The sequence below is a fragment of the Streptomyces sp. NPDC046925 genome (assembly GCF_040644915.1).
Classification (GTDB): domain Bacteria; phylum Actinomycetota; class Actinomycetes; order Streptomycetales; family Streptomycetaceae; genus Streptomyces.
Map to the genome: position 1 here is coordinate 142,442 of NZ_JBEYWZ010000015.1, position 24,830 is coordinate 167,271.

Annotated in this window: 21 protein-coding genes and 2 pseudogenes; 16 read left to right on the forward strand and 7 right to left on the reverse strand. The window is 68.1% G+C overall.

Features of this window, described 5'->3' with window-relative positions; genetic code table 11:
- The first annotated feature begins 2 nt into the window (after positions 1 to 2).
- The 8 genes from ABZ906_RS39485 to ABZ906_RS39520 are packed head-to-tail and all read left to right on the forward strand — an operon-like array spanning position 3 to position 9,007.
- On the forward strand, positions 3 to 1,961 hold the full coding sequence (locus ABZ906_RS39485) for a hypothetical protein (RefSeq protein WP_361390992.1): 1,959 nt from the start codon (positions 3 to 5) through the stop codon (positions 1,959 to 1,961).
- A gap of 23 nt (positions 1,962 to 1,984) precedes the next feature.
- Positions 1,985 to 3,145: a hypothetical protein gene (locus ABZ906_RS39490; RefSeq protein ID WP_361390994.1), complete on the forward strand. Its 1,161-nt coding sequence runs from the start codon at positions 1,985 to 1,987 to the stop codon at positions 3,143 to 3,145.
- Between the two features lie 46 nt (positions 3,146 to 3,191).
- A complete protein-coding gene (locus ABZ906_RS39495) occupies positions 3,192 to 5,162 on the forward strand; it encodes a hypothetical protein (RefSeq protein ID WP_361390996.1) in 1,971 nt (656 codons plus the stop codon).
- Between the two features lie 7 nt (positions 5,163 to 5,169).
- Positions 5,170 to 5,400, forward strand: coding sequence for a hypothetical protein (locus tag ABZ906_RS39500; RefSeq protein WP_361390998.1), 231 nt, complete (start codon positions 5,170 to 5,172; stop codon positions 5,398 to 5,400).
- Positions 5,397 to 5,687: a hypothetical protein gene (locus ABZ906_RS39505; RefSeq protein ID WP_361391000.1), complete on the forward strand. Its 291-nt coding sequence runs from the start codon at positions 5,397 to 5,399 to the stop codon at positions 5,685 to 5,687. Before ABZ906_RS39500 ends, ABZ906_RS39505 begins: the two co-directional genes overlap by 4 nt.
- On the forward strand, positions 5,677 to 6,483 hold the full coding sequence (locus ABZ906_RS39510) for a hypothetical protein (protein WP_361191424.1): 807 nt from the start codon (positions 5,677 to 5,679) through the stop codon (positions 6,481 to 6,483). The genes ABZ906_RS39505 and ABZ906_RS39510 overlap by 11 nt, the downstream gene beginning before the upstream one ends.
- Positions 6,476 to 8,170, forward strand: coding sequence for an N-acetylmuramoyl-L-alanine amidase (locus ABZ906_RS39515; RefSeq protein ID WP_361391002.1), 1,695 nt, complete (start codon positions 6,476 to 6,478; stop codon positions 8,168 to 8,170). Before ABZ906_RS39510 ends, ABZ906_RS39515 begins: the two co-directional genes overlap by 8 nt.
- 24 nt (positions 8,171 to 8,194) lie before the next feature.
- Complete coding sequence (locus tag ABZ906_RS39520) at positions 8,195 to 9,007, forward strand: hypothetical protein (protein WP_361391004.1); 813 nt, start codon at positions 8,195 to 8,197, stop codon at positions 9,005 to 9,007.
- A 211-nt stretch (positions 9,008 to 9,218) separates the two neighbouring features.
- Here the strand turns inward: ABZ906_RS39520 and ABZ906_RS39525 are convergent, their stop codons facing one another.
- From ABZ906_RS39525 to ABZ906_RS39535, 3 genes are all read right to left on the reverse strand, one after another.
- On the reverse strand, positions 9,219 to 9,551 hold the full coding sequence (locus ABZ906_RS39525; RefSeq protein ID WP_361391006.1) for a DUF4190 domain-containing protein: 333 nt from the start codon (positions 9,549 to 9,551) through the stop codon (positions 9,219 to 9,221).
- 844 nt (positions 9,552 to 10,395) lie between these two features.
- Positions 10,396 to 12,045, reverse strand: a complete 1,650-nt coding sequence (locus ABZ906_RS39530; RefSeq protein WP_361391008.1) for a GMC family oxidoreductase N-terminal domain-containing protein — start codon at positions 12,043 to 12,045, stop codon at positions 10,396 to 10,398.
- A gap of 902 nt (positions 12,046 to 12,947) precedes the next feature.
- Entirely contained in the window at positions 12,948 to 13,187 is a 240-nt protein-coding gene (locus tag ABZ906_RS39535; protein ID WP_361391010.1) for a hypothetical protein, read from the reverse strand.
- A 245-nt stretch (positions 13,188 to 13,432) separates the two neighbouring features.
- Here ABZ906_RS39535 and ABZ906_RS39540 point away from each other — a divergent pair, with 245 nt between their 5' ends.
- The 5 genes from ABZ906_RS39540 (at position 13,433) to ABZ906_RS39560 (ending at position 18,629) form a co-directional block, all read left to right on the forward strand.
- Positions 13,433 to 13,642: a hypothetical protein gene (locus tag ABZ906_RS39540; RefSeq protein WP_361191410.1), complete on the forward strand. Its 210-nt coding sequence runs from the start codon at positions 13,433 to 13,435 to the stop codon at positions 13,640 to 13,642.
- A 1,231-nt stretch (positions 13,643 to 14,873) separates the two neighbouring features.
- Positions 14,874 to 15,452: a hypothetical protein gene (locus ABZ906_RS39545; RefSeq protein WP_361391012.1), complete on the forward strand. Its 579-nt coding sequence runs from the start codon at positions 14,874 to 14,876 to the stop codon at positions 15,450 to 15,452.
- Positions 15,453 to 15,675: 223 nt separating this feature from the next.
- Positions 15,676 to 16,086, forward strand: coding sequence for an ATP-binding cassette domain-containing protein (locus ABZ906_RS39550; RefSeq protein WP_361391014.1), 411 nt, complete (start codon positions 15,676 to 15,678; stop codon positions 16,084 to 16,086).
- Positions 16,080 to 16,274, forward strand: a complete 195-nt coding sequence (locus ABZ906_RS39555; protein ID WP_361391016.1) for a hypothetical protein — start codon at positions 16,080 to 16,082, stop codon at positions 16,272 to 16,274. Before ABZ906_RS39550 ends, ABZ906_RS39555 begins: the two co-directional genes overlap by 7 nt.
- A gap of 840 nt (positions 16,275 to 17,114) precedes the next feature.
- The gene (locus ABZ906_RS39560) at positions 17,115 to 18,629 is read left to right on the forward strand and encodes an FMN-binding glutamate synthase family protein (RefSeq protein WP_361391018.1); all 1,515 of its coding nucleotides are present in this window, start codon (positions 17,115 to 17,117) and stop codon (positions 18,627 to 18,629) included.
- 332 nt (positions 18,630 to 18,961) lie between these two features.
- On the opposite strand, the gene ABZ906_RS39565 is transcribed toward ABZ906_RS39560, so the two are convergent.
- The gene (locus tag ABZ906_RS39565) at positions 18,962 to 19,429 is read right to left on the reverse strand and encodes an ATP-binding protein (protein ID WP_361391020.1); all 468 of its coding nucleotides are present in this window, start codon (positions 19,427 to 19,429) and stop codon (positions 18,962 to 18,964) included.
- Here ABZ906_RS39565 and ABZ906_RS39570 point away from each other — a divergent pair.
- Entirely contained in the window at positions 19,413 to 19,712 is a 300-nt protein-coding gene (locus tag ABZ906_RS39570) for a hypothetical protein (protein ID WP_361391022.1), read from the forward strand. The genes ABZ906_RS39565 and ABZ906_RS39570 overlap by 17 nt on opposite strands.
- Before the next feature lie 55 nt (positions 19,713 to 19,767).
- Here ABZ906_RS39570 and ABZ906_RS39575 read toward each other — a convergent pair whose 3' ends face one another.
- Positions 19,768 to 21,453, reverse strand: coding sequence for an acetolactate synthase large subunit (locus tag ABZ906_RS39575; protein WP_361391024.1), 1,686 nt, complete (start codon positions 21,451 to 21,453; stop codon positions 19,768 to 19,770).
- A gap of 424 nt (positions 21,454 to 21,877) precedes the next feature.
- On the opposite strand from ABZ906_RS39575, the pseudogene ABZ906_RS39580 reads away from it, so the two are divergent.
- Positions 21,878 to 22,438: pseudogene (locus ABZ906_RS39580) on the forward strand (IS3 family transposase); the annotation flags it as partial.
- Positions 22,439 to 22,983: 545 nt separating this feature from the next.
- Here ABZ906_RS39580 and ABZ906_RS39585 read toward each other — a convergent pair.
- Both ABZ906_RS39585 and ABZ906_RS39590 read right to left on the reverse strand, forming a co-directional pair.
- Entirely contained in the window at positions 22,984 to 23,343 is a 360-nt protein-coding gene (locus ABZ906_RS39585) for a hypothetical protein (protein ID WP_361391026.1), read from the reverse strand.
- A 146-nt stretch (positions 23,344 to 23,489) separates the two neighbouring features.
- A complete protein-coding gene (locus ABZ906_RS39590) occupies positions 23,490 to 23,810 on the reverse strand; it encodes a VOC family protein (RefSeq protein ID WP_361391028.1) in 321 nt (106 codons plus the stop codon).
- Positions 23,811 to 24,498: 688 nt separating this feature from the next.
- Here ABZ906_RS39590 and ABZ906_RS39595 point away from each other — a divergent pair.
- Positions 24,499 to 24,756, forward strand: a pseudogene (locus ABZ906_RS39595) (transposase); the annotation flags it as partial.
- Positions 24,757 to 24,830: the final 74 nt, after the last annotated feature.

The window sequence follows — 24,830 nt, forward strand, 5'->3', positions numbered from 1 at the left end:
CGATGGTGGTCATCGACGGCATCTTCGGCGACGTGCGCTCGCTGCGTATGCTCCCCGACAGGGATCAGGTGGACCCTTTGATCGACCTGGTCACCGCCATTCCGGACCGTGCGCTGGCCCGGCGGGTGGTCCTCGACGTGGTGCAGCGGCGCGCCGTGCCGCGCGGTATCAGCGCCGCTCAAATCCGCCAGCTCGCGGACGCGGCGGGTCTGCCGGCCGAGGTGGTCACCGAGGGCATCGAGCAGCAAGAACGGGGAAACGGCACCGCGCTGCTGCGGATCCGTCCGCCGCGCGACCTGGATTCGGTCGCGCTGGGCGCGGCCCGTCTGACCCGCACGGAGTACGAGGGACGGCTGTCCAAGCGGCCGGGGCGCAGGCTCTCGCAGCGGGGCATTTCGGGCACCGTGGAACGCGTTACCGAGCGGTTCAACTCGGTCGCTCTGGACGACGCGCGCCTGCTGACGCTCGCCCAGCCGGCCGTCTACGAGACCCTGTTCCTCGACGCTCTGGACGACGGGCGGGTCGATGACTCCGATGTTGCAGGGATCTTCGACCACATCAGCAACCACGTCGACGACGAGGCGCTGCCGCATCTGCTCACCGGTGTGGTCAGTGCCGTACTGGCTGCCGAGGGCATCGCACTCGACCCGGCCGAACGCGACGACGTGGTCCGCCTGGCGGTGGCCCGCGGGCTGCCCCTGGGCGCCGGGCGGGTCCGTCCGGTGGTGCTGCATCTGGTCGAGATGCGCCGGCAGCAAGGCGAGATCCCGCGGTTCGTCGCCCATTACCTGGACACCCCGGGCCACCAGGAGATCGCCGAGGACGCGGTCGATGAGGAGACCCGCCAGGCGATGATCGACTACCTGGTCGATCTGCGGCTGATGATGACGTTCCCGCGGGTGGTCAACCGGGAGTTCGACGAGTACTTCGCGCTCGCCTACGACCACGCCCGCCGGGTCCGGGTGGCCAGTGACGACCCGGTCGACATCGCCCGGGGCGGCACTCGCGGTACGGCGCCGGCCTGGGACTTCACCGTCCGCCGGATGAGTGAGCGCGGGACCCCGCTGGTCCGTCCGCTGGCGATCCGGGCGGCCGGCGCGCTGTTCTATGCCTTTGTCCAGGGCGAACTCATGCGTCTCTTCGACCTGGGCGATGCCCTGGTCCTGGAGTGGCACCGGGGCAGGCTGGATGTGTCCGAGGGCGATTTGGCCCGCCGCCTCAACCGCTACGAACACCTGCGGGAGGTGCGCCTCGACGACGAGGAACGCGGCATGATCTACCGGCGTCTGCTCGGTTTCGGACAGGCGGAAGTCCTGTCCGGGTCGCTGGTCAACGAGCGCTTCGGGGAACACTTCGACACCCTGATGTACGAGGTGACCCGGCTGGTGGACCTGCAGGACCGGGCCTACAGCGACTCGCGGCAGATCTCCCGCTCGGGCGTCACCGCCGCGCTGGTCTCGCTGCAGCACAACCTGAGCCAGTTCCTGACCGGCTCCGCCTTCGTGAAGACCAATGAGATGAACAAGCAACTCGAAGAGGCCCAGGAGCTGATCACGGATCCGATCGTCATGGCCCGCTACGGGGGGATCGAGCACAACTTCCAGTCGACCGTGAAGCAGTTGGGGCAGGAATTTTTGGGCGTGTCGATCCCGGCCGATGACCTGGTGGACCTGTCCGAACAGGGCAACGACATCTTCCAGTTCCTTGCCGACTTCGCTCCCGGCTCGGTGCGCGAGCAGCCGTTCCAGGACTTCCTGGACGCATCCCTGCGCGTGATCATCGCCCGGGCCGCGATCGGCGGCGACGACTGGCCCCGGGAGCAGCAGGACGAGGAGTGGGAGGGCCAGGACCCCTACGAGCGCGGCCGGAACAGGGGCCGAGGGCGCCGGAGCTCGCCCGCGCGGTACTCCGGTGGCCAGCCGGAGCGCCGTGACGATGAGTTGGACGACTGGGACCGTTGACGACGCGATCGGGGAAGTGACCCATGGGTGCCGAACACGAGTTGAAGGACCAGGCGCGGCAGCAGGCGCGGACGCTGCTGGCCCAGAGCACCTCCTTCCTGGCCCTGCCGTTCGACCAGCAGCGCGACCTCTATCGGGAGGTGTACCAGGCGAGCTATGACCGGCTGGCCCGCCGACGGTACACGCAGTTGCCGCCGACGGCGTCCGGGGACGGACTGGTGCGCCAGACGGCGGTCGACCCCAGAAGGCGCCGCGGGGGCAATCAGCGCAACCAGTCCGGATACAACCCGAATGATCCCACCGATCCGGCCAACTTCGAGAACCGGCGGATCGAGCAGGCGGGCCAACTGGCGGGCGAGTTCATCGAGTCCATCGACTTCCCCGGCTTCGTGCGCGATCTTACGCTCGCAGTGTTCCGCGGCAATCTGGAGGTCCAGCACCAGCAGACGGACGACTTCATCCGGCTCTTGAAGATGGCCTCGGCCTCGCTGGGCGACTTCGTGCGGAAGGTCGACGACTTCGACGCCTACAGCAAGCTCGCAGAAAGCGAGCCGGACAGGTTCCAACTGGCGCTGCCCGCTGTCCCGGACGAGGACGAGGATGAGGGCGGCGACGAGGACGCTGCGGAGAGGACCGGGCAGGCGGGCGGTCCCGCGCTCCTGGACCGCAACGGCAGTCCGGTGGACGTCACCAGCGGTGAGATCAAAGCCAAGATCCTCGATACGAAGATCGCCATGGCGCAGGAGAACCGGGCCCTGCTGCGCGAGGTGCTGCTCATGGGCATCACCCGCATGGTCATTAAGAAGGGGCGCATCGAGGCGGCCTGCGTCTTCGACATCAAGGCGAAGGAGAAGGTCACCCGGCAGGGCATGGTCCAGAGCGAGGAAGTGGACACCGGAGGTACGACGGCCAGCGGCGGCATCTTCGGGCTGTTCTCCGGCGGAGGGTCGAGCACCCACCGGGAGACCGAGATCAGTGTGTCTTCTGCGGCAGGCCGCAGCAGCACCGATCTCACAGCCAAGATCACCGGTTCGGTATCGCTGGAGATCGAGTCGGACTACTTCAAGCTCGACAATTTCGCCGACATGTACCGGCAGATCTCCACACCACCACCGGCGCCCGGCGTGCCGCCGGGGGCCCCTGCACCGGCCGGCCCGGCGGCACCCCCCGTGGCGGCACCGTGAACACCGGCAGGAGCAGGACCGGCAGGAGCCAGGAGGCGGGGCGGCCATGGCGCTGGCACATCTGCGGCAACAGGGCGACGACGGCCGCGGCCATCTCCTCTTCCAGGCCGACCTCGGCGCCAACCGGTATTTCACCTATATCATCGGCGGCCCGAACTGGGCCGACAGGGACGGCTTTCCCGAACTGTCCGAGGTATCCCACACCGGGCCGCTGGCCGGGCCGCTGCCCGAGCACAGCCTCGGCCGCACCCAACTCCGTGTCCCCGCCGACCTCTTCACCCGCGACCACGATCTACTGCAACTGGTCAGCTACCGCCAGCCACCCGACATCGGCCCCGCGCTCGCGGAGCCTGTGCGGGTGCGCCCGGCGGCCGGAGCCCATCCGCGCCCGCCCGGGGGAGGGGAGCAGCGCATGACCTACGGACACCAGCAGCAGGCTGCGGCAGCGGCCGAGAGGGCCGTGCAGCCCTTCTCCTACCGGGAATCGGGCTACTCCGAGGAGATGTTCCTGGAGGCGCTGGCCCCGGTGCTCAACCTCGCGATGCCGCTGCTGGGAAAGCTCCTGCCGATGCTGGGCGGCGGCGGGGCGCCGACCGGGGCATCCGCAGCACCTGCGGTACCCGGCGCCGCGGGGGCCGCAGGCAGTGACGTAGTGCAGCAGTTGCTCGAACTGCTCCTGAAGAAGCTGCAGAGCACCCCCGCCGCGCCCACGGGATCCCCTGCCGCACCAACACCGGGGATCGGCCCCGTTCAGCAGGCCTCCCTCGCCCTGTCCGCCGGCGACGGCCACGGTTACTCCCGGGCCATGAACCCCATGCTGCTGGCCGCCATGCCGGTGATCGAAAAGGCGCTCAACCCGGAGACGCTCAAGGCGATCGGCGGACTCTCTGCCTCTTCGCAGGCCCAGGCAGCCCAGGAACAGGTCCGCCAGCACCTCGAACGCATCCTGCCGTCGTCCGACACGACCGCCATCTACCAACTCCTGGCCCTGCTCAGCCAGCAGGCGAGCACCGGCTCCCTTTCCGCGGTGATGCCGCTCTACTCGCCCGCACCGGGCACACAACTGGCCGTGGACCCGCGCGCGGAGCGGCCCGCGGTGACGCTGCGCGGCCGGGTGCGGCGCCTCTACCGCAACGACCGGGCGTGCACCTTCCCCCTGGTCCTGAGTGCTCCGCGGCCCATCGACGGCGCCCGACTGCGCTGGCAGGTCCGCCGGGCCACCAGCGCCGACCCCCTGATCGACGAGGTACGGCCCGTTGAGCGCATCCCCGGCCCCGAGCCGTCCGCGCTGAGCGCCGAGTTGTCGGCCGCCGACATGGCACGCCTTGCTCCCGGCGAGGAGCACGTGCTGTGCGCGTACGTGCTGTGGGAGACGCGCAGCGGACGCTCCCTGGGCGCCGAGACCCTGGTGTCCTTCACCCCGGTGGGCCCCTACGCCTACGACAGCGTGCAGGAGGGCACGGACGACGCCACGATCTTGCTCGACGACGTCGAGCTCCACCGGGACTTCTGGCACAAGGTGTGGCAGGCCACCCTCGACGAGGACGTCTTCCGCTACCACTACGAATGCAAGTACTACGTCGGCCTGGACACCCAGGCGCAGCGCACCGAACGCGGCATCACCCGGATCAAGGACGATCCTCTGGAACTGCACACCCGCACCGGTCGCCTCGAGGCCGCCCTGCAACTGGCCCTTGGTGACCTGAACGCCGTGCTGCAGTCCGCCGGCGGCCGCCCCGGCCTCGATCCTGCGCACCTGTCCGCCCTGCACACCACCGACTTCACGCGGCGCTTCTCCGCCGCCGGACGCTCCAAGGTCCGCTTCGGCGGACGCCGCGGCACCAGCGTGGCCCTATGGGTCTTTCCCGAGTTGCGGCTGCGGACGGTCCTGCTTCAACGCTGCCAGGAGAGCGATGGGCACGGCCGGGTCACCGCGACCGTGCCCGAACCGGTCCTCTTCCCCTTCCCGCAGGCTGTGCACTTCGTCGGGGTGACGTCCCAACAGAACGGCGGGTGATTTTGGCATGAGGCGCGAACGCCGCTTCCCGAACTGGGCCCTGGGCCTCTCGGCGGAGGCCGATGGCCTCGACGCACCTGCACCGGCCGAGGGGGACCCGAGCCGTCCCCCCGTGCTGCTGAACGGGATGCGGACGGTGTTCTCCGAACGCGTTCCGCTCTACCCGCTGGACCTCGAACGCCGCCCCGAGGACCCCGCAGACGAGGCTGCGCCCAGCCGGCCGGGGAGGCACCCGTGACCGGCCCGCAACCCGCCCCGGACGACGGGCTGCGAGCCCCGCTGGCCGAGTTCCTCACCCGGTTGGGCGCCGCGGCACAGGTGGACGACGCGGCGATGGACGGCGCGATGCGCCTCACCTCGCTCGGGCTGGACCTGCCCGTGGAGTTGGACGTCGGCACGGACGCCGACGGTGCCCTGCGGGTACGGGCCTGTCCGCCCACCCAGCGCGTGGCGACCACGTTCTTGCCCGTCTTCCACCGCATGACGGTGCGGATCACAGGTGAGGAACACCGCGATGCCCGCTGAAGCCAACCGCCCCTGGCAGCTGGAGAGCTTCCTCGACTCGGTCATCCTGGACCTGGACCGGGCGGTGGACGCGCTGTCGGTCAAAAAGGACAACGTCCGCATGACGTACACCGTCCAGGACCTGTCCCTGGCGCTGCAGGTCTTCCCGGTCTACGACGGCGGCTCCGTCAGGTTTTTGACCGCCCAGCCCGGCCAGGAGGGCGCCTCGACCGTTAGCGTGCAATTGGGTTCCATACGGGACACCCAGATCAGGGAGATCGCACGCGCCGCACCGACCCGCGACGACGTGCCGCTGGACCTGCCGGAGATCGCACCGCAGGAACGGATCGAACTGGAGCGTCTCGGGCTGCGCTCCGCCGACGACGTGGTGCGCACGGTCGAGGAGAACAACGTGGACCTCGACCGGCTGACCGGCGGCAAGGTCAACTACGGAAAACTCGCCCAGGTGCTGCGCCGGGCACGGCGCCTCGGCAACGGCGCACCGCGCGTGGACAGCACCCGGTTCGAAGCAGCCAACGTACGAGGCCTCGGCGTCCTGGCCCTCGGCGGCCGCAACCTGGCACCGCTGCCCGGCTCACCGCCCGGCTACCCCCGGGCCACCGTGGGCGAGCGGCGGGTGCCCGCCAGGGTCTCCGCCGGGGGACGACGGCTCTGTGTAGCCGTGCCCTTTGAACGCCCTCTGGCCGAGCAGCCGGTGAGCGTGGAGCTAGACCCGTACACGGATCTCACCCTGCGGCTCAGCCTCGACCCCCCGCGCCCGGAGCACGATCCCCACCTGGAGAAACGCCATGGGTGAACGCAACCGCTATCTGCGGCTCGACCGGCGGCTCGCGGACCGCGGGGCGCCGCCACCACACCGCACCGTGTTCTCGAGTCGCCGCAACGGGAACAGCGCCGCCGTGAACCGACCCAGGGACGCCTGGCCCGGCACGGCCGGCCGGACCCCTGCCGACGACTCCGCTTTGAGCCTGTCCCGCGAAACGGCGTGGACGTTGAGCGCCTACGACGACGGGACGCCCATCGACCTTCGCTACGAGAACCCGCAGGCGGTAACGGAGGCTCCGGCCCCGCCTGCTCCCGCCCAAGAAATGGCGGCACCCCAGCCGCTGGTCCCGCCCGTGCCCGCCCCGCCGCCCCCTGCAGCCCCGCCGCCCCCTGCGGCCGGGCTGCCTTCCGCTGCAGTGGTGCCGCAAGCCCTGCTCCAGGACGCATCGGACGAACAATTCGCCAGCCGCATCCGGCAACTGGTCGAAGGCGCGGCCGGCGGCACCACCCCCGCCGCACCCCCGCCTCGCCCCGCAGAGCCCGAGCAGGCCACCCCGGTCACGGCGCCCGCAGAACCCCCCGCCCCGCCCGCTGAGGAGCGCGAACCCGACGCAGAATCCGGCCGCTATGCGGTGTTCCAGAGCGTCGCGGACAGCCTCGCCAGGCCGGCCACCTTCGATCTGGGGTCGGTCTCCGTGACCGATGCCTTCGACGCGCTGGAAGAGGCCATGGACCGTGAGGAGAACGAGGCGACCCGGCGGGCGGCCAAGGCAACGGAGCGGACAGTGCCGCCCGCTCTGGCTCCCTTCGACATAGCCGAAGACTTCGGGCTGATGCCGATGGCCTCCGCACACAGTGCCCCGGCCCCACCACCGGCCTGGCGTGACTTCCGCCCGACGGCGAGCGACACCGTCATCGTCGACGGCGCGGAGTCGCCCGCGCCCGCCGGGCTGACCTGGCGCAACTGGACCTCGCCCGGTGTGGAGCAGTTCCGCGGGCGCCCGCAGCAGCGCACCCGGGCGCTCGCGGACGTGCGGCAAGTGGTCGTGCACGAGACCGTGGGAGCCGCCTGGACCGGCGTGCCGGCCCCCGAAGGCGTGCAACTCCACATCGAGCGGGACGGGACTGTGGTGCAGCACAACGACATCGTCGACATGCTCTGGCACGCGCGCCAGTTCTCGCAGCACAGTGTGGGCATCGAGGTGGTCAACCCGGTGTTCGACAAGGACGCGACCGCGGCAGAAACGCCCCCGGGCGAACGTATCCGCGTCGCCTGGGCCCCGCCCAAGGAGGGCCCCTACTACGTCCTGCCGCCCCCGCCGCAGGCCGAGGCGCTCGCCCTCACGGTCAACTTCCTGCGAGAACGCCTCGGTATCACCGACAACTGGCTGCAGGTCATCGAGCACCCTGACCCGGCCCAGAAGACCGCCCTGGCCGGCCACTGGTTCTTCCTGCTCTCGACGCGAGGCCACGTGTACTTCAGCACCATGACGGCCGAACCTTGGACAGCGTCGCACTCCGCCCTGGTGAGCCACGAGGACGGCGCCTTCCCCACCCTCTACTGCTACCTGAGGCTGCGGAAAGCCCAACAGCCGGCCGACGCCTACCAGGTGGCCCGGCAAATCGTGGAAGACCCCGGCGGCCTGCGCCGCAAGGAGTTCTACCACCGGGCCAGCGACGCGAAGCTGCAGTTGCTGGACATCACCGACGTGGCGTGACGCGAGCACGGAAGGACAACCACGATGCCAAACCGCTACCTCGACCTTGAGCGGGCCCTGGCAGACAAGGGCGGCACAGCCCCCTCGCAGCCCGATGCGCAGCCGGCCGCCGCCGCGGCGTTGCCGGCCACGATGAGCCGCCGCACCGCGGGCCGCACCCCCACCGACACCCCTCGCAGGCAGCGCTACAGGCCCATGGCCGGATCCTTCTCCGCTTACCCCTTCCGCGGGCCCGCCCCCTATAGCACCGCCGCAACGGCGTCACCCGGACTCCCCGGCGACGTAGTAGCCAGGACCCGGCGCTTCGAAGCCGCGATCAACCACATGTACCTGGACTCCGTCGGCGCCGTGACGATAGGCGTCGGGCACATGCTGTCCTCGCCGGAGGCAGCGATCCCCCTCAAGCTGCTCCGTGACAGTGATGGCAAGCCCGCCACCGAGGCGGAGAAACGGGCCGACTTCGACTCCGTCGCGCAACGCGTCAAGAACAACCCGGCCAGCTTCTACAAACAGTATGTGCGCTTGCACATGGCGCCGGACACCATCGAGGCCATGCTGCTCGCCGATCTGGACCATGTCCTCACCGGGCTGCGCGGACGCCTTCCCGACTGGGACCAGTACCCCGCCGCCGCACAGGAGGCCCTGCTCGACATGGGCTTTAACCTCGGCGAGCGCAAGCTGTTCGAATTGTTCCCGAAGTTCATCGCGGCAGTGCGCGCCAAGGACTGGCGGACCGCCGCCGCGGAATCCAAACGCACCGAACTGCCCAACCCCAAGGGAATCCCGAAGAGCCGCAACGACGAGATCCGCGCACTCCTCGAGTCGGTCGCACGCTGACGGCAGTCCCTGCGGCGATGCTGCCCCCCACCTACCGCAACGGCACAGGCACCGGGCGCTTTCCCGGCGCGAGCCCGTGATCCATCTCAGCCGTGTCGCTGCCCCTGCGGGGGCCGATAGATCATCCGGCCTGTTCAGGCGGCATGGTGGTACTCGTGAAGGGTCGGATCAAGAGATGCTCGGGTACCGACGGCATGGGGCGCGGGGCGGGTTAGTCGTTGATTTCGCGGTCGAAGTCCTTCGCGCACGCGTCGCGTTCACTCTTCGTGTCGGCGTGCTTGATGCAGTCGTCGAAGTTCTTGTACTCGTCCGAGTTGAGGATCGACGCGCCGATCGCGATGATCACGCCGGAGGCGATCAGGCCAAGCCCGCCGAGCACCGCACCGATGATCGACATCACACCGTGAGGCGCCCGGCCCCCACGCGCCTTGCGCGCGCCGATGATGCCGAAGATCACCGCCAGCAGGCCGAGCAGTGCGCCACCGATGACCGTCCAGAAGAGCAGGATCGCCAGAATGCCGAGAACAAGAGCGGCGATCGCCATTCCGTTTCCCGGCCGCATCCCGGAGTGCTCAGGAGGCTGCCCGTAGTTGCCGGGGGTCTGGGGATGCTCGGGGAAGGACATGACATCACACCCATCTGTGCTGTATTGCGGTCGAGTTGCCGTAGCTGCCCGTATGCCCTGACACCGTCTGTGAATGCGTGAAGTCTGCAGAGCGTGCTTGTCCGAACGGGTGGGCTTCCTGACCGGGGAAGGTCGACGCCGCGTCGTACGCCGCGGTGAGGATGTGCGTGCCGTCCGTCTGCCTGTGCGGAAGAGGCGCCCACGATCTCTGCTCGCTCCTCCAAGGCCTGAAGGACCGCCTCACTCGCCATCTGGAACGTCCGCCAGAATTACCTACCCGTCGCGCTTCCTTGGCGTCGTGCGAGTGAATGCCGCGGATGACCAGTCGGTGCCCTGCCCACTGCATCCTGGACCAGGAGAACGTCACACCTGTCGTGGCTGCTGCGGGGACCCCGGGCTGAGCCCTCCCGCTTCCCCAGAGGCCGCTGAACAGGTCCTCGAGCCTCCGCGTCACGGGGTAGCGGTACGGGACACCGAAGCTGGCCTCGCCGGCGTTCGGCGACATGTGCACCGTGTCTGTCGGCGTGCGCCCCCTCGGCAACCTCCGGCCGCCGGTGACGCCCAGAGCGGCCAAGCGGAACGTCCGACTTGGATCTTGGGCGTCAGAGCCAGCCCCGCTGCTGCCGGCCAAGGCACACCGCGGGCTGGATCGAGGAAACTATTGGTCGCCTTCACCGGTGAGCACCGGGTCGGCGAATCTGCTCCCCGCGCAAGCGGGAGCGGACCCCGCCTGGCGGCCCACATGCACCGGCACACCCACTGCCTACTTGCCGTGTTGCGTCATCAACTCCGCGCACCGCTCACCGATCAGCATGGCGGGAGCGTTGGTGTTCCCGCCCGTGATGCTCGGTATCACGGCGGCATCGGCGACGCGCAGGCCTTCGATGCCGCGCACCCTCAGTTCAGGATCGACGACGGCATCCTCATCCTCGTATCCGCCCATCTTGCAGGTGCCGACCGGGTGGTAGACGGAGTGGATGCGCTGTGGCAGCTCGCGTGCGAGGTCTGTCTCGTCGGCGATGGCCGGGCCCGGATGAAGCTCGCCGGTGACGACCTCGGTGAGGCGCTTGTGCGCCATGACCTCCCGCACGAGTTTCATGCCGGCGACGAGGAAACGGGCGTCATCAGGATCGGAGAGAAAGCCCGGGTCGATCAGTGGAGCGACGGCGGGGTCGGCGGAGGCCAGCCGCAACTCGCCGCGGCTCTTGGGGTAGATGAGCGTCGGCATCACCGTCAGCGCCGCCCGTTTGTCGACGGCGTGACGGACGGGCGCGTCCTGGTTGGGACTCGGATACGACCAGGGGAGGGCGAGCAGCTGCAGATCGGGCTGATCGGCGGGAGTCTGGGCTGCGGCAGTCCGTACGAAGGCCATCGCCTCGAAGACGGTACGTCCCAGCCAACCGCCGCCGCGCACCGACTCCGAGACCATTCCGGCGAAGAAGTGGCGTGCGGTGCCGCGGTGTTGTGCGCTAGGGGCAAGGAAGGTCATCGGTACGAAGAGGTGATCGTGGAGGTTTCGCCCGACCGGAAGATCGACGGCCACATCGAGCCCCAGGCCGCGCAGTTGCTCCGCGGGACCGATCCCGGAGAGGAGCAGTATCTGCGCCGAGCCCACCACACCGGCCGACAGCACGACCTCGCGCCCGGCGCGCAGTATCTGCCGCTGCCGTCGGCCGTTGGTGATCTCCACCCCCACGCACCGGCCCGCTTCGAGCATCACGCGCGTCACCATGGCCGCCGAACGTATCTTCAGGCCGGTCGGCCGGTCGTTACCGAGATAGGCGTGCGAGGCGCTGTAGCGGACACCGTCTCGGGCGCTCATCTGTACGACGCCGACGCCTGCTTGTTCGGTTCCGTTGTAGTCGTCGTTGCGGGGTGAATCCAGCGCGTCGCCGAATGCTTCCACCAACGCGTGGGACGCCGGAGTGAGACCGCTTTGGCGGGTCACCGCCACTGGGCCCCCGGCGCCACGCAGTTCGCTCGCGCCGTCCTCCCAGTCCTCCATGCGCTTGTAGGAGGGCAGTATCTCGGCGTGTGACCAGCCGGTGCAGCCTGCCGCGGCCCAGTCGTCGTAGTTGCGCCGGTGGCCACGGACGAAGAGCATGCCGTTGATGGCGCTGGAGCCGCCGAGCAGCTTGCCGCGGGTGACGGGAATTCGGCGGCCGCCCGCGTGCTCCTGCGGAGTCGTGTAGTAGCCCCAGTCGAAACGCTTCTTCACCTGGGGTACGGAGTGCATGATCGAGATCATGCCCGGGACCCGGATGACGCGCGATCGGTCAAGCCGATCCGCGCCCGCCTCCACCAGAATGACGCTCGCACCGGTGTCCGCGAGCCTGCGCGCGACGATGCAGCCTGCGCTGCCGGCGCCCACGACGATGTAGTCCGCTTCGTTATCTGATGCTGCGTCAGTCATAGCCGCAGTGAAACACGTTCGGGCCGAGGGGAGAATACGCAGGACCAAGCGCATGGTGAGTGGCGCGCCGATACCGCCGAGTCCGCCGGTCAGTACGTGAAGGCCGCCGGTGACGAATGCGGGTGACCAAGCAGGCCATCTCCTCGCAGCGCGCCCAGGACACACCGGTCTGCTCGCAGTAGCGACGCAACTGGACCGTCTGCCGGGCGACATGATTTCCGATACTGGCTCCCACGCTCTTGCTCGGCGCTACTTCCAGCTCGCCTGCAGCCGCGCAGGCCAGGCAGGACGCCCGCTGCAGGCCGCCATCGCCCTGCGCGCCCTGCCCACCCAGGCGCTGCAACTGAACCAAATGACTAACGCACGCCACCTCGCGTCCACAGCCCTGGAGGTCGAAGGATCGCGGGCGCCCACAGATGCGCGCGCCTACCTACTGGCCCAACTGGCCCTCGTGCAGGCCAGTCACGGCGAACGGAGTCAGGCGCTTTCGAGCATGAGGCAAGCGGAACGGGTGAGGCCGTCGCAGCCCGGCTTCTCCGGCTGACGGGGCATCGGCCCGGTGCCGAGCCTCAACACCGGCCCTGTCCTGTGGACTTCGTCATTGCACGAAGCGTTACATCCCGGCGCAAGACGGGTGTTCGGCTCCGGTCCCGCTGGTCGCTGCGGGGCCGGAGCCGACATTCGGTGTGGGGCACTGGAGTTATGCCCAGCCGTGCTCGGTGAGCCCGCCGTGCTCGTGCAGGGAGCCGAGGAGGCCTTCCTTGGGGCTTCGATGATGTCGTCGGGCAGCTCGTGGACGCTGAACCACCGCAGGCCCCGGCACTTCGCCGGCACCCGGTTGACGTGCTACCCGCTCCACTCGGTAACCAGGAAGAAGAACCCGATTCGCTCCATGGCAGCGTTCAGCCGATGGTGCACGACGTGCGCCAGGCGCAGGTGGCCGGGGTCGACCTCGATGCCGGTCTCTTCGAGCAGTTCGCGGGCGGCCCCGGCGCTGAGCCTCTCGCCCCGGTCGAGCTGCCGGAGGGCAGGTGCCAGCGGCCTCTGCCGTAGGGGCCGCCGCGCAGGGAGAGGAGGGGCTGGTCGCCGTCGCGCAGGATGACGTGGGTGTCGATGACGGGGTGCACGGGTTGCGGGTTCATGGTTCCTGCGGGTGAGGGGGGGATCACACCCACACTCGCCGACGCCCGGCCCCAACCCCGGCGAGTGTCCGGCCGGCGGGCCTGGAGGGGAGTTGGGCAGTGGGGTTGCGCAGGGCCAGGGTCTTGGGGCCGTTGTCCCGTGCCATGGTGGTGTTCCTGTCTCGTGTGATCGGGATGGGTGTACCGGGGCGGCGGGGATGCCTGGCGGCGAACGGCGGCCCCGGCGTCTATGGGAGGTGGGGCCGGTGGCGGTCTGGGAGCAGCGATTCGTGAGGATCAAGCCCGCGAGCGATGAGGACATCGACGAGACGCTGAGGCTGTGGGGAGAGAACGGCTGGGAGGTAGTCGGCCTTGCTCCTGCAGGGCATGTCTATAGAACGAATCACAGCGCGGGGCTCGACGAAGGGTATGTCGTGGAGTGGGTGTTCACGTTTAAGCGCCCCAAGTCTCCCTGACCTGGGGCCGTGTCAGCGGCCCCGGCAATTCGCCAGGACCAGAGTGAACAGCACGAGCACCGCGAAGCGGCTTCCGTTCGGCAGCCAGCCATCGACGCGGCCGGCAGAGCGGAGAGCCGACGAGCGGGGGAGGTCGGGATGCTGCGCCACGGTCGTCTCGATCGCCGCGAGATACGCCTTCTCCCGGACCGGCTCCCGGTGACTACCAGCTGCTCACGCGCTCCCGCGACGACGTCGAGCATCGCTTCGACCAAGTCCGTCCAGCGGGTGAGGACCTCGACGACCACCGCGGTGCCGGAGGTCTCCAGCACGCTGGTGTCCGCGCCGTCCTGGTGCGCGAATAGGACCTCCGGGCGCTCGCGGTAGAGCCGGCACCACCCCGCGCGGTTCCGCTTGCCCGTACGGCGCCGCCCCGACTCCCAAGCGCTCATCAAACTGGCATCCGTCGCCCCGCCGGTGATCACGTTCAACTCGTCGGCGGCCTCCTCCAGCGTCATGTTCCGCGCTCCTCTGGCGCGCTTGAGCGCCGAGTCGCTGTTGCCCGCGATCACGAATACCGCCCCCTCCCGATCCGCCCCTGCGTATGCGTTCTTCCCCGTGCACGGGCCGTTCAGCAGCTCACCAACCCAGGTCGGTGGCGTTGGCCGCGTTGTCGCCGGCGGTTCCGGCGTGAAAGGGACTGTGCCAGCGGACGCAGGTGCCTGGGTCCGCAGCCTGTGCAGATGGCGGTGTCGGGGATACCGGGCTGCGCGCCGGTGGACTCGTTGCTGCCACCGACCACGACGTGTCCCATCCGGATCTGTGCCGCGGTCGGCTACATCGATACCGCAGGCCAGAAAACGGAATACTTGGTCGATCGGACGGGCGCTGCATGGCGAGCGTGGCGGGTCTGACCGCGTGTTGGCCGAAATGCGCCCGAGCCTGGTCGGTGAAGGATTCGATGCGCCGGGCTTTGTCGTTACCGGGGGTAGGGGCAGTTCAGATTGATCCGGCCTACCCCGCGTTCGACCAATTCTGGGCTCCGTTCTTCCGGCGATCAGTATGCGCGCGGAGTCGAACTGTAGTTTGCAACGGTGTCTCCGTCATCGGCTGTTCCTTTCCGGCTGGGATTCAAGTGCCGTGAGTTCTCTAATGTTCTTCATGTGTCCAATCCAAACTTGAAACGACGTATGGCTAGCGCGGTAGCTATGGGCTAGCATCTCGATCACGAGCAGTTGGAAGCGAGCGCGCCATGGCCGTTGACCCGGACGATGTGTATGACTTGGTGGAATTCGTAACTCCGTATTACTCCAAACTCAAGAGGTATGTTGAGAACGGCAATATGGCTCGAACGCTAGGCACTTTCGGTCATTCGGAAATGAAAGCTGCACGTGACGCATTGAGTAAGACGGAAATGGCTGTTAATCCTTCCGGGCAACTATGGTCAGCCGTATCGCATCTGGAGTCAGCTCATTCCGCTTATCAAGATGTCTACAGCTATGATGAATACGCCACCCTCCCGGCAGTCGTTGGAGCGCTGAAGGGAGATGTGATGGCATGTTGCCTGATGGCTTCTTCGTACGTCTACTTACGAGAGTTTGAACTAAGCAAAAGGGCGATACGTGAAGCGCTAGAAGTAACCGATGAGATGCGTTTTGGGAGTCAAATTGGGAAACTTTTCGAGCACCCCCTTAAGAGCTGGAAGCAAGGAGTGCATGCGATACTAACTCCTAGCACCTTCTTCATGCAGGGCCTCACTAACTACAACGAGAGTGCTGTTCGTAACTTCAAACGCGAACTAAAGCAGGTTCGACGAGAGCTGCAGAGCTAAGCACTCGCAACGCGAGGATGCTTCAGTGGTTTACGCACGTACCCGTCAAGGGCCATGACCGCAGCGGCTAACCCGTCGAAACGGGCGGATGACTTTCCGCGGTCCGGCTTGACCGGGCGCATGTTCTCGTTGCTATCCCGGTACCCCTCCACCACGGATGGGTTTCAGCGGAGCACATATCCCGGCGTCCGACAGCGTCAGACTCATCCTGCGCCGCGGTGAAATGATCGCACTGGTCGGAGAGAACGGCTCGGGCAAGACCACCCTGGCCGCCCTGCTCACCGGACTACGCTCCGCCAACTCTGGCGGCAGGGTGACGTGGGACGGCCTGGACGTGGCCGAAGCCGATCCGCACAGCCTCTGGCCACGCGTGGGACTGGGCTCGCAGGACTACACCCGCTGGCCCATGAACCTGCGCGAGAACATCCACCTCGGCCAACCCCGCACCAGCAACGACGCCCTGCTCCTGGATGCTGCCCGGGCGGCGGCCGGCGCGGACAGCGTCATCGGACAGGTTCCCTACGGGCTCGACACCCTGGTCGCGAGCTCCAACTGGGGCGGTACCGACCTGTCCGGCGGGCAGTGGCAGCGCACGCGGTCGCTAGGGCCTTCTACCAGGATGCGGCCATGCTGATGCCGGACGAGCTGACGTCCGCGATGGACGCCCGCGCCGAACACCGGGTGATCAGCCGGTTCAAAGGACTCGCCCATGGCCGGGCCGCGGTCTTCGTGACGCACAACCTCGAGAACGGCGGATCGCTGACTGCATCATCGCGCTCGACGGCGGCCGGGTGCGCGAAGAAGGCACCTGGCAGCAACTGATGGACCGCGGTGGACTCCTTGCCGAACTCTACAAACTGTCACAGGACCGCTGACCTACCGCCGTTTCGTTCTACGGGTCGCGCGCGATCGCGCTCGGGTCGAACGAGAGCGGCTTGGTGCGCGTAGCTGCTCAGGAACACTGCGGGACTTGACCGCCTGAGAAAGGACAAGCTGGAGATCGGGCGCAAGGTGAAGGACGCCGACGGCACGGAGAGCCCGATGTGACGCACCCGCTGGGTGGCCCCCGGAGGTGGGCTTGGCGATGTGCCGCACCCGCCCATGCCGCTGGTCTTCAACCGCATCGGCGGGGAGCCGGGCTCTCGGGAGGCGCGAGTTGAGGTGCCCGGGTCCAGCCGTGTGTGTGCATGGTCTCGGTCTCCCAGTCCTCGAACAACTGGGGGAGCACCTTCGTCGAAACTACCATCGAGGTTGCCGATGCGGCAGAAGTCGCAGTCGGGGCGCACCGGGCATCGCCAGGTGAACGACATGCAAGTCCCCTTTCGGGGCGGAATGTGACACAGAGGGCCACGATTCGCCCGAGTCAGGATCAGCGTCAAGGGGGCTGTAGGCATCGCTGCGCCAGGGGCGCGTATCGGCCTAGACCGGCGGATGCCTGCCGAACGTCGGCGCGCAGCGGTGTGGCTTCCGCGAGATGGTCATGCCGCACAAGGCCGACGACCGACGGCCGAGTGGGCGGCTGCCGAATCACTGCGAGCCGCCCTGATGCCCCTAGCTTGGCGCGGTGGGACGAGAGCCTTCGCCGCCCTCCCGTTGCATTTCGGTGGCGTGGGGTAGCCGGTCGTGGTGAGGTTCGGCCAGTCGAGGAGAGGAACGTCTTTCATGCGTGCTCGGAACATAGGCGCGTCAGCCGCCACGGCGTTGGCGCTGGTGGCCGCCCGCGACCTTGTGCAGAAGAAGCACGCACTGCTGAGGAACTTCCCCGTGGTGGGGCACGCCAGGTACTTGCTGGAGAGGATCGGCCCCGAGCTGCGGCAGTACGTCGTGACGTCCAACGACGAGGAACGGCCCTTCAGCCGTGACCAGCGCAGCTGGATCTACGCGTCGGCGAAGGAGGAGAACAACTACTTCGGGTTCGGCACCGACAACGACGTCGAGCACGTGCAGGGTCACGCGTACGTGAAGCAGCGCACGTTCGCCGGTCGGCTGCCCGATCTGCGCGACGCGCAGGCGCCGTTGCCCTCGGCCAAGGTGCTCGGCGGACCACGAGGCCGCGCGAAGGCGTTCCGTCCGGCGAGTGTCGTCAACATCTCGGCGATGAGCTTCGGCTCGCTGTCCGGCGCGGCCGTCACGGCGCTCAACAAGGGCGCGGCGCTGGCCGGGACGATGCACAACACCGGCGAGGGCGGCCTGTCGCCTTACCACCTCAACGGTGGGGAACTCGTCCTCCAGATCGGTACGTCGTACTTCGGCTGCCGCAACGAGGACGGGACGTTCAACCTCGACAAGCTCAAGTCCGTGGTCGCGAGCGGGCCCGTCAAGGCGATCGAGATCAAGCTCTCGCAGGGTGCGAAGCCGGGGCTCGGCGGCATGCTGCCGGGTGCGAAGGTGACCGACGAGATCGCCAAGATCCGCGACATCCCCGCGGGCAAGGACTGCGCGTCGCCGTCGCGGCACACCGCGTTCCATGACGTGGACTCGATGCTCGACTTCGTGGAACTGCTCGCCACGGAGACCGGATTGCCCGTCGGGATCAAGAGCGCCATCGGGGAAATGGGCTTCTGGGAGGAACTCGCCGCCCTGATGGAGCGAGGTGATCGAGGGGTCGACTTCGTGACCATCGACGGAGGCGAGGGCGGCACCGGGGCTGCTCCCCTGATCTTCGCCGACTCGGTGTCCCTGCCGTTCCGCATGGGCTTCTCCCGCGTCTACGGCGTGTTCGCCGAGCGCGGGCTGACCGACGACATCACCTTCATCGGCTCCGGCAAGCTCGGCCTGCCCGAGAACGCCGTCGTCGCGTTCGCCCTCGGCGTCGACATGGTCAACGTGGGCCGTGAGGCGATGCTGTCCATCGGCTGTATCCAGGCGCAGAAGTGCCACACCGACGCATGCCCCACCGGCATTGCCACCCAGGACCCGTGGCTGACGCGCGGCATCGACGCACCCTCGAAGGCCATCCGGGCCGCGATGTACCTGCGCACCCTGCGCAGGGAGTTGCTGAGGGTTGCGGGCGCCGTCGGCGTCGCCCACCCCTCGCTCATCAACCCCACCGACATCGACATCCTCAACGGCGACTACGACGCCCGCACCCTGGCGAGCGTCTACGGCTACAAGGACGGCTGGGGCTCGCTCGGCCCCAAGCTCGCCGATGAGATCGCCGAGCTGCTCACTGCCTGAGCACGTCCTTGCCCCCCCGTCGGGTATTCGGAGATACGACTGCGGCCTGATCAGCACGCGACGTCACGAGTCTGTGCAGTCCTGTCCGGAGCGGCTCGGTGTCGGGAGCCACTCGGCCTGAGCGGTGGGGCGTAACCGCCTTAGGGATCTTTGTCAGCATCAAGCGCCGGCCACAGGGCTGGGGTGGTCTCTGCGCTTCGGGCGCGGCGCCTTGCGGCATGCTTTCCACGCGGGTGCGTCCCGCAAGGCGCCTCTTCCCCTGTCGGCGACGCCTGAACTGTGGACCAGTTCCGACGGGTGAAAGACGACCCCGGTCCGTCAGTTGATGTTGTTCATTGCCTGGTGTTGGCTGCGGGAACCCGTCCGAGGTCGCGGCCGCGCATGCGGTAGGAGTCGCCCTTGAGGTAGATCACTTCGGCGTGGTGGACGAGTCGGTCGAACATCGCGGCGGCGACGGTGTCGTCGCCGAAGACTTCACCCCAGCGTGCGAAGGGCTTGTTGCTCGTGACGATCACGGACGCGTGTTCGTAGCGGCCCGAGATGAACGGGAAGAACAGGTTCGCGGCCTCAGGCTCGAAGGGGATGTATCCCATCTCGTCCACGACGATCAGCGGGATCCGGCTGAGCCGGGTGAGTCCGTCGGCCAGGCGGCCGTTGGCATGAGCGTCGGTGAGGCGGGCGCCCCACTGGGCGGCGGTGGCGAACGCAAGGCGATGACCGGCCTGGCAGGCCCCTGATCTCCAGCCCGGTGGCGTGCGGGCAGGCGCTGGTGCTGTGCTGCTGATGGCCTGGCTGACCAAGGGCGGCCTCTACCTGGCTCGGACGAACACCGTTTTTACGGGCTGGGGGTGGACGTGCCCGACGTCACCGTCACCCCACGAGTGCGTGGTGTGCCGCACCCACTACGCGCTGCCCGACATCGCGGACTGCCCGGCCCACGACGGTCCGATCTGCTCGCTGTGCTGCTCGCTGGACAGCCAGTGCGGGGACGTGTGCCCCAAGGAGCCCACTGCCGGGCCCGTCCTGCTGCCGGTGCCCCAGCTGCCGCCCTCCTCGGGGCGGGACGCTGCGCGCGAGGCGTGACAGTGGCCCAGGAAGCGCGGCCCGTACGGGAGTCGGGCCGCGCCGCGCGGGCGGGTCAGAGCGCCGAGTCGAGGTGACCGAGGTGCTCGATGAGGTTCATGTTCTCGGCGTAATCCACCGGGCAGTTGATGATCGACACGCCCGGGTCCGCCAGTGCCTCACGGAGCGTCGGCAGCAGGTCCCCGGCGGACTCGATGCGGTAGCCCTTCGCGCCGAAGCTGCGGGCGTACTGGACGATGTCCGGGTTGCCGAAGTCGGTGTTGGAGTTCTCCCCGACCTCCAGGTCCATCTTCCACTTGATGAGCCCGTAGCCGTTGTCCTCCCAGATCAGCACGGTCAGCGGGATGTTCTCGCGGACAGCCGTCTCGATCTCCTGGGAGTGCATGAGGAACGAGCCGTCGCCGACCGCCGCCAGAACCTTCGTCTGCGGCCTGGCGAGCTGGACCGCGAGCGCGCCGGGCAGCGAGAAGCCCATGGTGGACAAGCCGTTGGAGATGAGGCAGGTGTTCGGCGCGTACGTCGGGTAGAGCCGGGCCATCCACATCTTCAGCGCGCCGGTGTCGACCAGCACGATGTCGTCGCGACCGAGCGCGGCGCGGGTGTCGGCGATGACGCGCTGCGGAGCGAGCGGATAGCGCTCGTCCGCGGCGCCCTGCTCGAGTTCCTTGGCCAGCAGCGCGCGGGTGGCCGTGGTGTCCTCGTCGTCGATGGTCCAGCGCTGGCCGTCGAGTTCGGTGACGAGGGCGTCGAGGGAGGCGGAGATGTCGCCGATGATGCCGACATCGACCGAGTAGCTGTCGTCCACCTCCGCCGGGAAGCGGTGGATGTGGACGATCTTCTTGTCACCATCCGGGTTTATCCGGGACGGGTCGAACTCCTGCAGCTCGTAGCCGACGGCGATGACGACGTCGGCCTCCTCGAACCCGAAGTTGGTGTAGTCGCGCCGCATGAAGCCGAACGTGCCGGTCGCGCACGGGTGGTCGTCGGGCAGGACGCCCTTGCCGTGGAAGGTGGTTGCCGTCGACACGTCGAGTGCGGTGGCGAACGCCGTCAGCGACTCCTCGGCGCCGCCGCGCGCCGCGCCGTGTCCGGCGAGGATCACCGGCCGGCGGGCCTCCCGCAGCAGCTCCGCCGCCCGCTTGATCTGCTTCGGGGACGGCGCCTCGGGCTGCACGACGTTTCTGCGCAGCGGGCGCAGGTCCGAGCCGTCCGTCGCCTCGTCGACATCCTCGGGCACGGCGAGGTAGACGGCGCCGGGCCGCTCGGACTCCGCGGTCTTGAACGCGCGCCGCACCATCTCTGGGATGGCCCGGGTGGCCGGGACGTCCGCCGACCACTTCGTGACCGGCGCGAACATGCTCACCAGGTCCACGAACTGGTGGGACTCCTTGTAGTTGCGCTCCTTGCCGACCTGCGCGGTGATCGCGACGACGGGCGTGCTGTTCGTCATGGCGTCGGCGACGCCCAGCATCAGGTTGATCGCGCCGGGCCCCAGCGTCGCGGACATCACACCCGCCGAGCCGGTGAGTCGGCCGTGCATCTCCGCCATGAAGGACGCGGCCTGCTCGTGCCGGGTGAGGATGTAGCGGATCTTCTCCGAGCGGGCGAGGGCGTTGGTGAAACGGATGTTCTCCTCGCCGGGCACGCCGAACACCACCTCGACGCCCTCGTTCTCCAGGCAGCGCACCAGGAGTTCGGCTGCTCCGTCGGGGGTCTGCTTCCGGTGCTCGGCGTCGCTCACGCTGATCGTGTCCTCTCCCGGGTTTTGGCCGCGCCGATGGGCGGGCCGGTCAGCCGTCTACCCCGGCCGGCCGCCCGGATGCCTGCGGACCGGGTCTTACGAGCCAGACCCCTTGGAGGGGGGCAACTTTGAGGTGTCGTCACTGGTTCACTTGTCGGCCGTCGCCGACACCTAGCGGCCGTCCAGTCCGAGGACACCGCACTCCTCAAACGCCTAGCCCGACGCCTCAACGCCCACCGCCGCCTGCTGATGGCTCGGCCTCCGCCGATAGCGATGACCGCCGCGGCCTTTCCGAAACCACGAACCATCTTCACGATGTCACCCGTCTTGTGTGTTCCTATCCGCTCTGCGAACTGCGCCGACATCACGGACTGACGCCACCGGTCGCCAGGTGGATCAGACAATGTCGCTGGGAGGACGCCATAGCGCTCGAGCGGGAGATCCTGCGCCGGGCAGCCGCGCGTTTCGCTCGGGAGGTGGAGTGAAGCCCTGCCGTTGGGACTTCATCTCCGACAACCGCGCCGACTTTGGCGTGCAGCGGATATGCCGGATCCTTGGGGTTTCCCGCTCGGGCTTCTACCGGCGGCTCGCCGGGGCTGGGGCCCGCGAAGAACGGTGGGCCGCCGAGAACGGGCTCGTCGCGGAGATCCGCGAGATCCACGCCGAGCACAAGGGAACGTATGGGGTCCGCCGGGTCCACGCCGAGCTGCGCAGGTTCGGGCACGCCGTCAAACGCAAGCGGGTCGAGCGGCTGATGCGTACCAACGGGATCGAGGACCGTCACCTGCGGTGGCGTACGCGCACCACGATCCCCGACCGGCTCGCACCACCGGCCCCCGGCCTCGTCCGCCGTGACTTCTCGGCCCGGCAGTTGGACGAGAAGCGGTGCGGCGACATCACCTACGTGCAGGTGGGAGGCACCTGGCTGTATCTGGCATGCGTCCTGGACATCTGCTCGCGCTGTTCCCCGCGTCTGCATGGGTGGTGGCCGGGCATACGGGCTGTACTACCTAGGAGAGGGGCTAGCCTCATGGCCGGCATAGTGGCAGCAGTGTTGTTCTTCGTGGCGTTTCTGATCAATGCGGCTGATCTGAGTACCAACGAGGTGTTCTCTTCGACGAACGTCATGCTCCTGGGGCTGATCGCCCTGGCCTTGCACGTTGCGGGGATCGGCACCAGCCGTACGCGTACCCGCAGACGCTGATCCCTGAGGGCCCGGTGGCACTCCGCCCCGGGCCCGCCGCCGTGACCCTGCAGGGGGATCGGCGAGCTGCAGGGGGAGCGCCGGCCGGGAGAGCGAAGGGGTGTGCTCCAGGCGGTGGCGCACACCAGGGACCAGACGAGCGGATGGACGCGTGCCTGGAGCACCTCCTGGCGCGGAACTTGGTATGCCGTCGTCGCTGGCCTTGCGGGCGAGGTCATCGCGATCGCCGCGGGCACCGGCCGCCGCACGGCGACACCATCTGGCGCCGGGGAAGCGGCGTCACACCCGCGGGCGAGCGCAGGAGTTGAAGAGGTCGGCCCACTCAGTCACTTCGCCGAGGGGACCCGCGTCGCGTTCGTCGCAGGCGGCTGCGTGGCGGGAGTTGCCTCGTCCATTTCGGCTGCATCCATGTCGACGGCGCAGTCTTCCGGGATCTTCTCGCTGGAAGTCGCGCAGGCCGAGGGGGCGGCATCGGGGCCGCTCCTGTCCGCCTCGCGCCGGCTCTTCTCTTGTGTGCCCGAGGTCGAGGTGCCCGAAGAAGGGTTACCGTCCGAGGACGACGAGCAGGCCGCCGAGCCCATGACAGTGCACAGGATCAAGACGGCCGAAACTGCGGCGGTACGAGCACGCATGAAAGTCCCCCCAACGCGGACATGGAGCGTCCAATTCATCAGACGATCAATCATGCCACCTTGGATCGTGCAGCTGGCGTGGGGAATGCGAAGAGAGGGCAGGCCTCCCTGACGTGCGACGTTGATGACGCTTCAGCAGCCGGGAATCTGCTCACGACAGGTCATGCTTCTTGTGCCAACACACCGCGAAGGCCCACGGCTCACTGGATGGGCGCCCCGGCGAGGGACAGGCTGTTGCCGTCGGGGTCCAGTACGACGACGTGGCGCACGCCGTTGCTGTAGGTCTCGAGGGGATCGTGCTCGATCCCGTGTGCGGCGAGCCGGGCCGGGATGTCGTCGAGGTCGGTGACGCCGAGCGTGATCATGGCTGTGCCTACTCGCTCGGCGCGCATCTTCCGGTCGTCGACGACGATCCATGCGTTCTCACCGAGCTGCCACAGATACTCATCGCCGATGATCTCGTCCGCTGGGCGCCCGAAGAACGCCCTGAACCACTCCAGCGCCTCGCTGCGATCACTCACGCACACGATGCTGTACAGATCCATTCGGATTCTCCGCACAGTCGTTTCGGACGTTGGACTACTCCCGTGGCCGAAACTCATCGGGGGAGGCAGCCATGGCTGCACTTGCGGGGCTTTGAACCCGCCGAACCCGCTTCACGGCATCGCGTCACGGACTGCGCGACTCCCTTCTCGGCTGCCGCTGCTCCACCGAACTCCTTTGCGGAGGACCTGCTTATGTCTTCAGCGTGTGCCTGTATGGCTGGTCTCACTGATCACAACGGCGGGTGGAATCTGTGAACCCGTCCCTCAGTACGTGGAGTTGGCCGATCGATGCTGCGCTCCACGCCGACGCGAGGGAGGGACATGGCGTGAAGGCTGGTACCCAAGGTGTTGCTGCCCGGACCGCGTTGGCGTAGTGGCTACGGGCCGGCTGCGCCTGACGATTGCTGCCCCATGACCTGCCACCATGGCCGACCGTCTACCACCACTGGCGGCTCTGGCAGCAAGAAGGCCAGACTGGCGGCTCTGGCAGCAAGAAGGCCAGTGGGAACGGATGCTGACGGCGCTGCGAACATGAGTGGGTGCGGCTTGGCCGTGATCCCACACCCGGTGCGGCCATCGTGGACAGTCAGAGTGTCCGGGTCAGCGAACGCCGTGGTCTGCACGGCTACGACGGCGGTATAGAGGTCAGCGGCATCAACAGCCACCTGCTCGTGTTCGCGCAGCGCCGCGACGGAGGATTCCGCGCGACCCGGGCCAGGCGAAGACAGGTACGCCGCCTCCGGCCGTGCCCCTCCTCGCAGTGGTCCCGGGACGTTGGGTGGTAGAGCGGACGATCGCCTGGCTGGGACGGTGCCGCCGTCTGTCGAGGGACTACGAGTACCTGCGTATGTGTTCGGAGAGCGCCATTTGCCTCACGATGGCCGTGCTCCTCGTCGGGCGCCTCGCAAGGACAGTCCGCTGACCGCCTTTCAGGCGTCCTCCGGTGCTGGGCTGGGGCTGCCAACCGGCGCAGGACCAGCGATGAGCTGTCCCATT

What these genes read in the sequence shown, in the direction of transcription:
- ABZ906_RS39485 (WP_361390992.1), top strand. Translation starts at nt 3, where the DNA reads ATGGTGGTCATCGACGGCATCTTCGGCGACGTGCGCTCGCTGCGTATG.
- ABZ906_RS39490 (WP_361390994.1), top strand. Translation starts at nt 1,985, where the DNA reads ATGGGTGCCGAACACGAGTTGAAGGACCAGGCGCGGCAGCAGGCGCGG.
- ABZ906_RS39495 (WP_361390996.1), top strand. Translation starts at nt 3,192, where the DNA reads ATGGCGCTGGCACATCTGCGGCAACAGGGCGACGACGGCCGCGGCCAT.
- ABZ906_RS39500 (WP_361390998.1), top strand. Translation starts at nt 5,170, where the DNA reads ATGAGGCGCGAACGCCGCTTCCCGAACTGGGCCCTGGGCCTCTCGGCG.
- ABZ906_RS39510 (WP_361191424.1), top strand. Translation starts at nt 5,677, where the DNA reads ATGCCCGCTGAAGCCAACCGCCCCTGGCAGCTGGAGAGCTTCCTCGAC.
- ABZ906_RS39515 (WP_361391002.1), top strand. Translation starts at nt 6,476, where the DNA reads ATGGGTGAACGCAACCGCTATCTGCGGCTCGACCGGCGGCTCGCGGAC.
- ABZ906_RS39520 (WP_361391004.1), top strand. Translation starts at nt 8,195, where the DNA reads ATGCCAAACCGCTACCTCGACCTTGAGCGGGCCCTGGCAGACAAGGGC.
- ABZ906_RS39525 (WP_361391006.1), bottom strand. Translation starts at nt 9,551, where the DNA reads ATGGCGATCGCCGCTCTTGTTCTCGGCATTCTGGCGATCCTGCTCTTC.
- ABZ906_RS39530 (WP_361391008.1), bottom strand. Translation starts at nt 12,045, where the DNA reads ATGACTGACGCAGCATCAGATAACGAAGCGGACTACATCGTCGTGGGC.
- ABZ906_RS39535 (WP_361391010.1), bottom strand. Translation starts at nt 13,187, where the DNA reads ATGAACCCGCAACCCGTGCACCCCGTCATCGACACCCACGTCATCCTG.
- ABZ906_RS39545 (WP_361391012.1), top strand. Translation starts at nt 14,874, where the DNA reads ATGGCCGTTGACCCGGACGATGTGTATGACTTGGTGGAATTCGTAACT.
- ABZ906_RS39550 (WP_361391014.1), top strand. Translation starts at nt 15,676, where the DNA reads ATGATCGCACTGGTCGGAGAGAACGGCTCGGGCAAGACCACCCTGGCC.
- ABZ906_RS39555 (WP_361391016.1), top strand. Translation starts at nt 16,080, where the DNA reads ATGCTGATGCCGGACGAGCTGACGTCCGCGATGGACGCCCGCGCCGAA.
- ABZ906_RS39560 (WP_361391018.1), top strand. Translation starts at nt 17,115, where the DNA reads ATGCGTGCTCGGAACATAGGCGCGTCAGCCGCCACGGCGTTGGCGCTG.
- ABZ906_RS39570 (WP_361391022.1), top strand. Translation starts at nt 19,413, where the DNA reads ATGGCCTGGCTGACCAAGGGCGGCCTCTACCTGGCTCGGACGAACACC.
- ABZ906_RS39585 (WP_361391026.1), bottom strand. Translation starts at nt 23,343, where the DNA reads ATGATTGATCGTCTGATGAATTGGACGCTCCATGTCCGCGTTGGGGGG.